The following is an 11,770-nucleotide window of genomic DNA, read 5'->3' as shown; positions in this document are numbered from 1 at the left end:
TTTTATCCACGATAAATAATAATTCGCCAGTAGATAAATAAAGGTTGGTGGTAATGTGAACATTAACTGGTATCCTGGGCATATGAAAAAGACAAAAGATTTAATTACAAGTAATTTAAAGCTAGTAGACATAGTAATTGAACTGTTAGATTCTAGAATTCCCTATAGTAGCAAAAATCCTGATATTGATAAACTTATCAATAATAAGCCCAGAATAGTTGTCATGAATAAAAGTGATCTTAGCAATGAAAAAGGAAATCAGAAATGGATTGATTATTATAAATCAACTGCTCAATCTGTTATACTAGCTAATTCAATAAATAATATAGGTACTAATAATATAATAAATGAAGCCAATAAAGTTCTAGAAGAGAAACTGGAGTTAAGAGAGCAGAAGGGAATTAGAAGTTCTTCAGTTAGAGCAATGATTGTAGGAATTCCCAATGTAGGAAAATCTACTTTAATCAACTCTTTATCTGGAAGGAAGGGTGCACAAACAGGCAATAGACCTGGTATAACTAAAGGAAAGCAGTGGATAAAATTAAAGGGTAATATTGAGTTGTTAGATACACCTGGAATACTTTGGCCAAAGTTTGACGATATAAATGTTGCTTTGAATTTAGCTTTTACGGGAGCTATTAAAGATGAAATAATGGATATTGAAACTCTTGCTTTAAAGCTAATCGAAAGATTATGTGACCAGGAAAAGACACTACTAGAAAACAGATATGATATAAAGGTAGATAATTGTGAGCCTATTGAAGTTATGGAGAAAATTGCATTTAAAAGAGGATGCCTTTTAAAGAAAGAAGAAATTGACTACACAAGGGTGAGTCATCTAATATTAGATGAATTTAGAAGAGGACTAATAGGTAGAATTACATTAGAATATCCAGAAGATATCAAGAATTATTGCTAGCCTTCCGATAATATTATAGGAGGGCTTTTGTATTATTTATTATAGTATAAATAATTTTCATTAAAGCAAAATGGGGGTAAAAATATGCTAGAGTTAGAACAGGAATTATGGAATAAAGGATATAAAAACATTGCATGTATAGATGAAGTTGGTAGAGGTTGCTTAGCTGGAGATGTTGTAGCATGTGCTATTATACTTCCAATTGATCTATTAATTGAGGGAGTAAAGGACTCTAAAAAGCTTAGTCCCAAAAAGAGAGAGAGTCTTTATGAGCAAATATATAAAAGTGCTGTTGCCGTAGGTATAGGTAGTGTTGATTCTAAAACTATTGATAAAATTAATATTAAAAATAGTACTATAATTGCTATGGAAAAAGCATTAGAAGCACTTAAAGATGGATATGGAAACCATGTGAATCCTGATTATATTTTGGTAGATGCTGAGAAGCTTACTATTGATATACCCCAAATGAGTATAATTAAAGGCGATGAAAAATGTCATGGCATAGCTGCTGCTTCTATAGTAGCAAAGGTATATAGAGATAGAAAATGTGAGGAAGAATGGGCCCATATGTATCCTGAGTATGGATTTGAAAAACATAAAGGGTATGGAACTAAAGCACATATAGAGGCAATTAAAAAATATGGGCCTTGTCCAATACATAGAGATAGCTTTTTAACAAAAATTATTAGTAAAAAAGATGATTTACAGCGTGGTGATTAATGTGAAAGTAACAAATACTTTTTCAAATGAAGAATTATCAATTAATAATAGCAGTAAACCTCTAAAAGAAGGAATATTTATTAAAGGGAAAATTATAGAGATAAATGGTAATGATGTTGTTTTACGATTAGATAACGGGGAAATTTTGCAGGCAAAGACTGATATAAACATTGAAGGCTTGAAGGATCTTCAATATACTTTTATAGTAAAAAATATTGAAGATAATAGAATATTTCTATTACCTATTGAGCAGGAAATACTTGATATTTCTAATACGCATAATAACAATCCTGTTAGTAAGTTGGAAGCATTTGTTAATAGGGTGCTCGAAGACTACAATATTCCTAAAAATACTGAAAATACTCAAATAATACGTACTTTATTAAGCCTTAAAATGCCATTGTCACAGGAAAATGTTGAAAAAACTATTAAAAGCTTAAATAAAATTATGAATCTTAGTGATATTCGTACAGGCGATAAAATAATTGCATTAAATGTAGAGAAATCTCCACTAAATGAAAGTATTATGAAATTAATTAAAGTAAACTCTGATACAGAAACTTTGACAATCATTCATGATAATGATTTAGTCGATAGTAGACTTACAGATTCAAATAGTATCCTATTGCAGAAAAATGATATTAATGATATGAGTTCTATAGATGTGACCAAATTAATTAGTTCAAAATTACAATCTATATTCTCTAACGATATCTCAACAAAAAGTATTATAGATAAGGTTATTCTTTTAATGAAGTTAGGTGTTGAGATATCTATAGAAAACTATGAAACTTTATCTAAGGTATTAGAACATGGAAAGGAAATAATAAACTCATTAAATGAGCTAGCTAATCATCCTAGAGTTCATAGCAATAATGATAATACTATTTTAAAAGAAGACATTAATTTATTCAACAAAATTAATGTTAAGCCTATAAAGGTAGACACTGAGAATAATTTTAACAAGGAAGTTGTAAAGCTCTTCTTAACTAGTATTAAAGAGTTAACAGAGCAAATTAATAATATATCATCTAAGAAAAGTGGTATTAAGGAATCTAGTATTAAACTAGATAATGTTTTTAAAAGTTTGGAGTTACATAATAAATTGAACACTTTTTTTTCTTTTTTACAGATACCTATAGAATTCAGAGATGAGCAAAATGATGGACATGTAACCATTTTAAAGAAGAACAATAAACTTGAAAAGAATAATTATACCTTTTATATTTCACTAGATACTAAGTACTTGAAAAAAGTGGACGTGTTATGTAAAATAAATCCAAGAAGCATAAGGCTAGATTTTAAAGTGGAAAATGAGTTTATTCAGTTTTTTAGAAATAAAATTAATTACTTACGTAGGGCTCTGGAGGATTTAGGTTATCAAAATGTTCTGATAAATATTACAGAAGATAAAGAAAAAAGTCTAGTAGACATATTTATGGATGATGAAATGCTTTCTAGCTATAATATTGATGTTAGGGTGTGACAATATTGAATGATGATAAAGATAGAAAGATAGCAGTAGCTTTAAAATATGATGAAAATGAAAGAGATGCACCTTATGTAATAGCAAAAGGAAAAGGAATTATTGCTGATAATATTATTAACAAAGGTAATGATGAAGGGATAAAAATTATTGAAGATCAACTATTAGCTCATAGCCTAATTAAACTTGAGATTGCACAAGAAATACCTGAGGAATTATACTTTGCAGTTGCGGAAATTCTTTCTTTTATTTATGAGCTTGATGCAGAGAGGGAAGACCATGGGAAATAACACAAGAAATATTGGACTTATTGGAGAAAATATAGCAGTAAATTACTTATTAGATAATGGCTATAAAATATTAGATAGAAATTTTAGAGTTAAAGCAGGTGAAATAGATATTGTGGCACAAATATGTCAGACTATTGTGTTTGTTGAAGTAAAATCAAGAACTAGCAACAGGTATGGTTTGCCCTATGAATCAGTTAACTATAAAAAACAGCAAAAGATTATTAGAGTAGCTCAAAATTACATAAATTTTAAGAGACTAATTAACTATGAATATAGATTTGACATAATTGAAGTGTATTTAAACGCGGATAGGAAAATCAATCATATTCAAAATGCTTTTTGGACATAATCATAGGGTTATCTCTGCTTTAACCCTATAAATCCTTTATCTAATAGATCATGAAGCTTTTCAAATAATAAACCTACAAAAAACCATACAGGGAAATAATCGAATCGTATATATCCCTTAAGTGTGAAATTGGTAGAGCTTCTATAATCCCATGGACAGGAGCCTATTAATTTATCTAATAAAAAGCCACTTAAAAATTCAATTCCATATATTAAAAGAACCCATGTTATTCCTCTAAATAAAATATTTTTCCTCCTTATCTTATGATGTACAGGTTCTAAAAAAACAGCAGTTCCATATATAAAAAACATCCAAATACTAGTAAAGCTGATTAAGTTTAGATTTCCTGATAGCAGAGAATGTAATCCAGTCCAAAAAACTTCCATAAGCATTCCTAATAATCCGTATATAACAAAATGTGTTAACATAATAATATTATGTTCAATAAAAAACTATTTATCCTTTTAGACATGAAGTGGTATAAAGTAACAAATAAATATATGATGAATAAAAAATTGTCACTATGTGGCTATTTCCCAAGGAATATTTTTAGAGATGAGTAAATTAGAATTTAAATAAGCAATGCAAAATTTAATATAATATTGTAGCATATGCAAAAAATATGATATATTTAGGTTGAGTTATAGACTCTAGAAGGATTATAAGTAATAATATGTTTTAAAATTATAGTAAACATTATATAATAGTATGTGCTGTACTTTTGAATTATAATAATAGATATCAAGGGAGGATAAATATGAGTAATAAACCTATAGTAACTATTGAGTTAGAGAATGGAAAGAATATTAAAGTAGAATTATATCCGGATGTTGCCCCTAATACTGTGAGAAACTTTATATCATTAGTAAGCAAAGGATTTTATGATGGGCTAACTTTTCATAGGGTAATTCCAGGATTTATGATACAAGGGGGGTGTCCTCAAGGCAATGGAACTGGAGGTCCTAGTTATTCAATTAAGGGAGAATTCAAAAGTAATGGCTTTGACAATAATCTAAAACATGAAAGAGGAGTTATCTCTATGGCAAGGTCAATGCTGCCAAATTCAGCAGGCTCTCAGTTCTTTATTATGGTTGAAAAAGCACCACATCTAGATGGTGAATATGCAGCTTTTGGGAAAACTATAGAAGGAATAGAGGAAGTTGATAGAATTGTTAATGTTAAAAGAGATTATAGTGATAAGCCTATAAAAGACCAAATAATTAAAAAAGCAACAGTAGATACTTTTGGTATTGAATATGGGGATGTAGAGAAGATTTAATGGATAACTGCCTATTTAATGGCAGTTTTTTGAGTTATTGACATAAGGGCTTTGAGTTAAATTTTCAGAATGTTTAAAGGAATAATAAACTACCTATTGAATTATTCACTATTATAGAATAAACTAAAATATGACATTTATTCTATCTAAGTTTTTAGAATTTTATAAGGTAAAAAGGAGTAAGCCATATGCTTTCTAAAGTAAAAACCTGTGTCTTACAAGGATTAGATGGGACTATTGTAGAGGTTGAAACTGATATATCTCGAGGTCTTCCAGTATTTAATATAGTAGGTCTTCCGGATATTTCAATAAAGGAATCTAAAGAAAGAGTAAGAACTGCTATTAAGAATAGCGGGTATGAGTTTCCATTAAGCAGAATTACAGTGAATCTTGCACCTGCAAACACAAGAAAAGAGGGTTCTCAGTTAGACTTATCTATTGCAGTTGGAATACTAACAGCAATGGAGGTTGTGAAGCAAAGATTTTTTGATGACACTTGTTTTATTGGCGAGCTATCTTTAGATGGTAATATAAGTAGAATTGATGGGGCGTTACCAATAACTATTTCTTTGATGGAAAAAGGAATAAAAAGGGCCATTATACCTTTTGACAATAGAGATGAATGCAGTGTAGTCAAAAATATAGATATTATTCCTGTAAAGAGTTTGAGTGAATTAGTATTGTATTTAAATGAAGAATTAGACATTGAATCTTATACCTCAACAACTTTTACCCAGACTGTTGAAGAGCAGAATCAATATGGTGATTTTTCTGACATTAAGGGACAGTATGCATTAAAAAGAGCAATGGAAGTAGCTGCTGCTGGACATCATAATATACTTATACTTGGACCTCCTGGCTCAGGAAAAACTATGGCTGCAAGGAGACTTCCTTCTATATTACCCAATCTTACATTTGAGGAATCTTTAGAAATAACCAAAATATACAGTATTGCGGGTTTACTAAATAATAGGTCATTTATTAGCATAAGACCCTTTAGAGCACCTCATCATACAGCTTCTGCTACTTCTCTAATAGGAGGAGGCAGAATACCAAAGCCAGGGGAAATATCATTAGCACATCATGGTATTTTGTTCTTAGATGAATTGCCAGAATTCTCAAAGAGCGTCATTGAGGTTTTAAGACAACCTATGGAAGATGGAATAGTTACTATTTCAAGAGTAAATGCTACCTTGACTTACCCAACAAAGTTCATGTTAGTAGCAAGTATGAATCCATGTCCATGTGGTTATTATGGTGACCCAGTTCATCAATGTAGCTGTAGTCAAAAAAGTATTGAAAGATATTTAGGTAAAGTTAGTGGACCGCTATTGGATCGTATAGATATTCATATTGAAGTAACCCCTGTATCATATAATGATTTAGGGGAGGGCAATTCGGATACAGAAACATCTAGTGAAATTAGGCAAAGAGTTAATAAAGCAAGACAACTTCAACTAGAAAGATATAAAAATGATAATATTTTTTCTAATTCTCAGTTGACTACAAAGAATATTAACAAATACTGCAAATTAGACTTAAAGGGCCAAAAGCTACTTAAGGAGGCTTTTAACAAGCTTGGCTTAAGTGCTAGAGCATATAATAAAGTATTGAAAGTAGCTAGAACAATTGCAGACCTAGAGGGGAAAGAGACAATAGAACATCAACATTTAGCAGAAGCTATACAATATAGAAACCTTGACAGGAAGTATTGGTAAATGTAATTATTAAGGGTGGGTAATATGAATAATAGAGATACATTAATATGGCTTTCTAGTATTGGGGGAGTAAGCAACAAAATTATAGATGTATTGGAAAATAAATTAGGAAGCTTAACATGTCTTTGGAGCATGAGTAATAAGGATATATCTTCTATCAATGAACTAAATGAAAAGGTAAGACTTGAAATTATTAAGAATAGAAATGATATATATTACGAAAACTTATTTAAGAAGATAGAAAAATATAATGTAGATGTCATAACTCACTATGATGAACGATATCCTAATAGTCTCAGATTTATAAATTATAGTCCTAAAGTGTTGTATATAAAGGGACGATTATGTTCAGAAGACGAAAACTCTATTGCTATTGTAGGTTCTAGAAAATCTACATCGTACGGGAACTGGGTTGCAGAAAAGATTTCTAGTGAGCTTGCAAGTTTGGGAATTAGTTTAATAAGCGGAATGGCTAAAGGAATAGATACATGCGTTCACCTAGGTGCATTAAATAGTAAAGGTAGAACAATTGCGGTTTTAGGATGTGGAGTTGATGTAGTTTATCCAAGCTCAAATAGAGAGCTATATAATAGAATTCAAGAAAATGGGTGTATAATATCAGAATTTCCTTTAGGGACTCAACCTTTTCCTTACAACTTTCCTCAAAGAAATAGAATTATAAGTGGACTTTCTTTAGGAGTAGTAGTTGTAGAAGCTACAGAGAAAAGTGGTTCTTTAATAACTGCTCATCACGCCATAGATCAAGGAAAAGATGTGTTTGCTGTTCCGGGTAATATAAATAGTATATTTAGTAGGGGGACCAATCTTCTTATTAAAGATGGTGCCAAGCTTGTAATGTCAGTTGACGATATTATTGAAGAAATTCCATACTTAGTTGAAAGGTACTCAAAGCTTTATAGAAAAGTTGAAATAGATTATAATGAGTTTAGTGATGATGAGATTAAGGTTATAAAATATATTTCTGAGAAACCTATACACTGTGACCTAATTGCTCTTAGGACAGGTATTAGTGTTGTGGAGTTGAACAGTATTCTTACGATTCTTGAAATGAAGGGTGTAATTAAACAGCTACCTGGAAGAATATATACTATTAGATAGTAGATTGTATTTTTTAGTTAATTTCTATAGCATAAATATTAGATTCATTATGTTCGGAGGTGAAAGTTTTGGCAAAAAATTTAGTTATAGTTGAATCACCTGCAAAAGCTAAAACTATATCAAAATTCTTAGGAAAAAATTATGAGGTTAAAGCTTCAGTTGGACATATTAGAGACTTACCTAAAAGTAAGCTTGGTATTGATATTGAAAATAATTTTGAACCACAATACATTACTATTAGGGGCAAGGGACCAATCATTAAGGAATTGAAAAGTGAAGCTAAAAAGGCGAAAAAAATTCTTTTAGCTACTGACCCTGATAGAGAAGGAGAAGCTATTTCGTGGCATTTAGCAAATATATTAGATTTAGATGAAAACCAAAAAAGTAGAATAGAATTTCATGAAATTACTAAGAGTGCAATTCAAAATGCTATTAAAAATCCTAGAGCAATTAACAAATCCCTTGTAGATGCTCAGCAAGCAAGAAGAGTATTAGATAGGCTAGTGGGATATAAAATAAGCCCTCTTTTATGGAAAAAAGTAAGAAAGGGACTTAGTGCGGGTAGAGTACAGTCTGTTGCTACAAAACTGATTTGTGATCGCGAGGAAGAAATTGAAAAATTCATACCTAAGGAATATTGGTCCCTAGATGCAATCTTATTAAAAGGCAAAAGTAAAATTAAAGCAACTTTTTATGGAGAGTTTAAAGATAACAAAGAATCAAAAGTTGAGTTAAATACAAAAGAAGAGGTTGATAAAATAATATCTTTTATAAAAGATGAAGAATTTATTGTTAAGGATATAAAGAAGGGGAAGAAAAACAGAAACCCTAATCCACCTTTTACTACTAGTAGTTTACAGCAGGAAGCATCTAGACGTTTAGGATTTTCTACAAAAAAAACTATGATGTTAGCTCAACAATTATATGAAGGTGTTGACATAAAGGGACAGGGAACAATAGGGCTTATTTCATATATAAGGACAGATTCAACAAGGATTTCTGAAGAAGCATTAGAAAGCGTAAAAGAATATATTATAGGTGAATTTGGAGAAAAATATTTAGGAGCATCTAATAAAAACAAAAATCAGAAGAAAAAGGACATTCAGGATGCTCATGAGGCTATTAGACCTACTTCTGTGACTAGGACTCCAAGTGTAGTAAAAGATTCCTTGAAGAAGGATCAATTTAAACTTTATAAACTTATTTGGGAGAGGTTTTTAGCTAGCCAAATGAGTCCTGCATCCTATGAGACTTTAACAATAAAGATTTATGCAGGTAATTTTGTATTTAGAGTAACAGGTTCTAAAATTTTATTTGAGGGATTTCTAAGAGTATATAATTCTTCTGATGATGAAAAAGATATATTACTACCAGAATTAGAGATAGGAGAGAAATTGCCTTTAAAGGATTTAGAGCCACAACAACATTTCACTCAACCACCTCCTAGATATACAGAAGCTTCATTGGTTAAAGCTTTGGAAGAGCTTGGCATAGGAAGGCCAAGTACTTATGCTCCTACTATTAGTACCATATTAAGTAGAGGGTATGTAATTTTAGAAAAAAAAGTTTTTAAACCAACAGAATTGGGTATAGTAGTTACAGATCTACTAAAAGAATATTTTAAGGGAATAGTTAGTGAGGAATTTACCGCTGAAATGGAGAAACAGCTAGATGAAATTGAAGAAGAGAATGCTAATTGGAAAGAAGTAATTGAATATTTTTATAAGGACTTTTCTAAAGAACTAGAGATAGCTGAGAGAGAAATTGGCAAAATTGAAATACAAGACGAAGAAACAGATGTAATATGTGAAAAATGTGGCAAAAATATGGTTATTAAAATGGGTAGGTATGGAAAGTTTCTAGCTTGTCCTGGCTATCCAGAATGCAAAAACACAAAACCTATTACGCAAGAAATAGGAGTTAAGTGTCCAGAATGTGGTGGAGATATAGTTGAGCGGACCTCAAAGAGAGGAAGAAAATTTTATGGATGTAGCAAATATCCGGAGTGCAACTTTGTTTCTTGGGATAAGCCTCTTAAAGAACAGTGCCCAAAATGTAAAGGTGTTTTAGTCGAAAAGAATTATAGAAAAAGAATAGAAAAAAAGTGTATTAATCCACAATGTGATTTTGTTGAAGCATAAAAGAAATCTTTATATAGCTATACTTTTGAGTATGTTGAAATATTTCGAAAAGTATGATAATATTTTTATTGCTCTGTTAAATATGAACATATTAGATAAGGTCAACTCTAGAAACAGAAGAATATTATTAGGAGGATTTAGATGAGTGAAAGTTTACTGCTTATGACTAGAAGACTTAATAAGATATTGCAGAATACAGGTTCGCAGCCCGTTTCCTTTGCAGAACTAAGCAAGGCATTATCTGAGATACTAGATGCAAACGTATATATTTCAAGTAGGAAGGGTAGGGTTCTTGGTTTTGCGCTTCATGAAGGCTTTGAATGTGGAATACTTCATACAGAAGTAGTTGAGGAAAGACGTTTTCCAGAAGAATACAATAATGAATTGCTAAAAATAACTGAAACTAAAGAAAATATTAAGGAAACATCAGAATGTGTATTTGATCAGATTTCAAATTGTGATTATCAAGATAAAATAACAACTGTAATTCCATTAATAAGTGGAGGGACAAGATTAGGAACTCTTGTGCTAGCGAGATTTGGAAGGGAGTTTTCTGAGGATGATTTAGTTCTATCTGAATATAGCGCTACTATTGTTGGAATGGAAATACTAAGATCAAAAACAGAAGAAATTGAAGAAGAAGCAAGAAAAAAAGCAATAGTCCAAATGGCTATAGGTACACTTTCATATTCAGAGCTTGAGGCCATAGAACACATATTTAAAGAATTAGATGGAAATGAAGGATTATTAGTAGCTAGTAAGATAGCAGATAGGGTAGGCATTACTAGATCTGTTATTGTAAATGCGTTAAGAAAATTTGAAAGTGCTGGCGTAATTGAATCTAGGTCTTTAGGTATGAAAGGAACACATATAAAAATACTAAATGATAAGCTTTTAGATGAGCTGAAAAAATTAAGGGAAAGTTGATAGATTCTGTCAACTTTTTTTATGAATATGAATCTACATTTTGTCATTTAATTCAAAACATGGGCTTCAATAAGCTTCCGTATGTTTAATTCTTCTGCGGAAGCTTTTATTTTTCCTATTTTGTATTTGTTGTTTAATGGGATAATGTGTAAAATATCTGGGGCTTAAGCACTAAATGGAGAAAAAAACATAAAAAATTGTGCAAAATTGAAGGAAAAGTGAAAATTAAATAGAATAATAGTAAATTATGTGATACTCTTAAAAGAAAAGAAACAAGAGATAAGACTAATAAATATACAAGAGATAATAAGCATACAAGAGATAAGACTAATAAACATTTTTAGGAAGAATTATTAAAGTTATAGTAGAATTATCAAAAAAATATGTACTAAATTTATAGAAGGGTGATAGTTGTGATCAATAGGTTATTTAACACAGCGGATTTTCTTAAAATAGCTCTTGATGGTGCGTCTTTAAGGCATATTGCTATTTCAGACAATATCGCAAACGTCAATACTCCAGGGTATAAAAGAAAAACAGTTGATTTTGAGGGTTTGCTGAAAGATGAGTTAGAAAAAAACAGATTAAAACTTTATACTACTAACAACAGACATATTAAAGGAAGTCAAAGTTTCAGCTTAGATTCAATTGTTAAAGAAAACAGAAATTACTCTGTTAGAAGAGATGAAAATGGTGTGAATATTGATGTTGAGATAGCAGAAAGAGCAAAGAATGAAATCTATTATAGTGCTATAAGTAGACAAATATCAAGGCAATTTGATTCTATTTATTCTGTAATAAACGAAGGAGGTAGATAAT

At 30.5% G+C, this 11,770-nt stretch carries 12 protein-coding genes; 11 read left to right on the top strand and 1 reads right to left on the bottom strand.

Going from position 1 to position 11,770, the window contains the following annotated elements:
* Positions 1-55 precede the first annotated feature (55 nt).
* The 5 genes from ylqF (at position 56) to DW1_RS09425 (ending at position 3,767) form a co-directional block, all read left to right on the top strand.
* A complete protein-coding gene (gene ylqF, locus DW1_RS09445) occupies positions 56-919 on the top strand; it encodes a ribosome biogenesis GTPase YlqF (RefSeq protein WP_347499716.1) in 864 nt (287 codons plus the stop codon).
* Between the two features lie 84 nt (positions 920-1,003).
* Positions 1,004-1,642, top strand: a complete 639-nt coding sequence (locus tag DW1_RS09440) for a ribonuclease HII (RefSeq protein WP_074350368.1) — start codon at positions 1,004-1,006, stop codon at positions 1,640-1,642.
* Entirely contained in the window at positions 1,620-3,128 is a 1,509-nt protein-coding gene (locus tag DW1_RS09435) for a hypothetical protein (protein WP_143474401.1), read from the top strand. The genes DW1_RS09440 and DW1_RS09435 overlap by 23 nt, the downstream gene beginning before the upstream one ends.
* 5 nt (positions 3,129-3,133) lie before the next feature.
* A complete protein-coding gene (locus DW1_RS09430; RefSeq protein ID WP_143474400.1) occupies positions 3,134-3,418 on the top strand; it encodes an EscU/YscU/HrcU family type III secretion system export apparatus switch protein in 285 nt (94 codons plus the stop codon).
* Positions 3,408-3,767, top strand: coding sequence for a YraN family protein (locus DW1_RS09425; RefSeq protein WP_074350365.1), 360 nt, complete (start codon positions 3,408-3,410; stop codon positions 3,765-3,767). The genes DW1_RS09430 and DW1_RS09425 overlap by 11 nt, the downstream gene beginning before the upstream one ends.
* 8 nt (positions 3,768-3,775) lie before the next feature.
* On the opposite strand, the gene DW1_RS09420 is transcribed toward DW1_RS09425, so the two are convergent.
* Positions 3,776-4,195, bottom strand: a complete 420-nt coding sequence (locus DW1_RS09420) for a putative ABC transporter permease (protein WP_074350364.1) — start codon at positions 4,193-4,195, stop codon at positions 3,776-3,778.
* 329 nt (positions 4,196-4,524) lie between these two features.
* On the opposite strand from DW1_RS09420, the gene DW1_RS09415 reads away from it, so the two are divergent.
* The 6 genes from DW1_RS09415 (at position 4,525) to flgB (ending at position 11,769) form a co-directional block, all read left to right on the top strand.
* Entirely contained in the window at positions 4,525-5,046 is a 522-nt protein-coding gene (locus tag DW1_RS09415) for a peptidylprolyl isomerase (RefSeq protein WP_074350363.1), read from the top strand.
* Positions 5,047-5,234: 188 nt separating this feature from the next.
* Positions 5,235-6,764: a YifB family Mg chelatase-like AAA ATPase gene (locus DW1_RS09410; protein WP_074350362.1), complete on the top strand. Its 1,530-nt coding sequence runs from the start codon at positions 5,235-5,237 to the stop codon at positions 6,762-6,764.
* 24 nt (positions 6,765-6,788) lie between these two features.
* Entirely contained in the window at positions 6,789-7,883 is a 1,095-nt protein-coding gene (dprA, locus tag DW1_RS09405) for a DNA-processing protein DprA (RefSeq protein WP_074350361.1), read from the top strand.
* Between the two features lie 68 nt (positions 7,884-7,951).
* A complete protein-coding gene (gene topA, locus DW1_RS09400; RefSeq protein ID WP_074350360.1) occupies positions 7,952-10,024 on the top strand; it encodes a type I DNA topoisomerase in 2,073 nt (690 codons plus the stop codon).
* Between the two features lie 141 nt (positions 10,025-10,165).
* The gene (codY, locus tag DW1_RS09395) at positions 10,166-10,951 is read left to right on the top strand and encodes a GTP-sensing pleiotropic transcriptional regulator CodY (protein WP_074350359.1); all 786 of its coding nucleotides are present in this window, start codon (positions 10,166-10,168) and stop codon (positions 10,949-10,951) included.
* Between the two features lie 413 nt (positions 10,952-11,364).
* The gene (gene flgB / locus DW1_RS09390; RefSeq protein WP_074350358.1) at positions 11,365-11,769 is read left to right on the top strand and encodes a flagellar basal body rod protein FlgB; all 405 of its coding nucleotides are present in this window, start codon (positions 11,365-11,367) and stop codon (positions 11,767-11,769) included.
* Position 11,770: the final 1 nt, after the last annotated feature.

It is taken from the genome of Proteiniborus sp. DW1, assembly GCF_900095305.1.
Taxonomy (GTDB): domain Bacteria; phylum Bacillota; class Clostridia; order Tissierellales; family Proteiniboraceae; genus Proteiniborus.
The sequence above is the reverse complement of the archived record's forward strand: the minus strand, read 5'-3'. Positions and strand labels throughout refer to the sequence as shown.